The following is a 1,522-nucleotide window of genomic DNA, read 5'->3' as shown; positions in this document are numbered from 1 at the left end:
CTGGTGCACCATCCTCTTGTCGGTAGTCGAGAGACTGCTGATGCACCCGAGGTGCCGCCGGGCCACTGCCCTGCTCGCTCGACCCCGAGGTCCACGATGAGTTCTGCGGGGCCCGGCGGTTCTTCGGGGCGTGCCGACCGTCGACAGGGCTGAGCGCCATCGAGCGCCGAACAGTGAGCTGACCGGCTGCCGCGTCCCGATACCGAAAAGAGGGTGCCTCCCCACTGGGCTAGCAGCGAGGAGGCTGTCATGCAGTATGCCCCCACCCCGTCCCTGCCCACCAGCGCACCGAACGGGGTCACCGCCGGACTCGACTGGGCCAGCGCCGATCACGCCGTATGCGTGGTCGATACGGCCGGCAAAGTGATCACCCGCTTCACCGTTGAGCACACCGACGCCGGAGTGAAGGAGCTCGCCCGCCGCCTGACCAAGGCCGCAGCGTGCGAGGTCGCCATCGAGCGCGGCGACGGCCCGGTCGTCGAGGCTCTGCTGCAGGCCGGACTCACAGTGGTGGTGATCAGCCCGAACCAGCTCAAGAACCTGCGCTCCCGCTACGGCTCGGCCGGCAACAAAGACGACCGGTTCGACGCGTTCGTGCTGGCCGACACCCTGCGCACCGACCGCGCCCGGCTGCGCCCGCTGGTGCCCGACAGCCCGGCCACCCGCACGCTGCGCGCCACCGTACGGGCCCGCCGCGACCTGGTCGGCCACCGGGTGGCGCTGTGCAACCAGCTGCGCGCCCACCTCGGTGCGGCCTTCCCCGGTGCGGTCGGCCTGTTCGCCGATCTCGACAGTGCGATCAGCCTGGCCTTCCTGGCCCGCTTCGACTGCCAGGAACGCGCCGACTGGCTGTCGCAGCGCCGCCTGGCGGCCTGGCTGAGCAGTGTCGGCTACTGCGGCCGCAAGGACCCGGCCGGGCTGCTGGCCCGCCTGAAGGCCGCACCCCGCGGCGCGACCGGCGACGACGGGGCGGCGCGAGCGCATGTCACCCGGGCGATGCTGACCGTCCTGGCCGCGCTGGTCGAGCAGATCAAGGCACTGGAGGCGCAGATCGCCGAGCAGCTCGCGCTGCACGCCGATGCCCAGGTGTTCACCTCGCTGCCGCGCTCGGGCAGCGTGCGGGCCGCCCGGCTGCTGGCCGAGATCGGCGACTGCCGGGCCCGCTTCCCCGACCCGGCCTCGCTGGCCTGCCTGGCCGGCGTGGCGCCCTCCACCCGCCAATCCGGCAAGCACAAGAGCGTCGGCTTCCGCTGGGCGGTCAACAAACAGCTGCGCGATGCGGTCTGCGACTTCGCCGCCGACTCCCGGCGCGCCAACCCCTGGGCGGCCAAGCTGTACGCCGATGCCCTCGCCCGCGGCAAGGACCACCCGCATGCCACCCGCATCCTCGCGCGGGCCTGGCTGTATGTGATCTGGCACTGCTGGCAGGACGGCGTCGCCTACGATCCGGCCAAGCACGGAGCCCTCCAGGCCCTGCTCCGGCAAGATCAACCGGCGGCGGCTTGACACAGGGCTACTCATC

Annotated in this window: 1 protein-coding gene; it reads left to right on the top strand. The window is 72.0% G+C overall.

The annotated features are described in order from the left end of the window. Nucleotides 1–249: 249 nt before the first annotated feature. Nucleotides 250–1,506, top strand: a complete 1,257-nt coding sequence (locus tag Pta02_RS40725; RefSeq protein WP_203880404.1) for an IS110 family RNA-guided transposase — start codon at nucleotides 250–252, stop codon at nucleotides 1,504–1,506. The last annotated feature ends 16 nt before the right edge of the window (nucleotides 1,507–1,522 follow it).

Source organism: Paraplanobispora takensis (assembly GCF_016863195.1).
In the GTDB taxonomy this organism is placed as follows: domain Bacteria; phylum Actinomycetota; class Actinomycetes; order Streptosporangiales; family Streptosporangiaceae; genus Planobispora; species Planobispora takensis.
The sequence above is the reverse complement of the archived record's forward strand: the minus strand, read 5'-3'. Positions and strand labels throughout refer to the sequence as shown.

Excerpts from the sequence above, each read along its gene's own strand:
- Pta02_RS40725 (WP_203880404.1), top strand. The coding sequence starts at position 250 with ATGCAGTATGCCCCCACCCCGTCCCTGCCCACCAGCGCACCGAACGGG.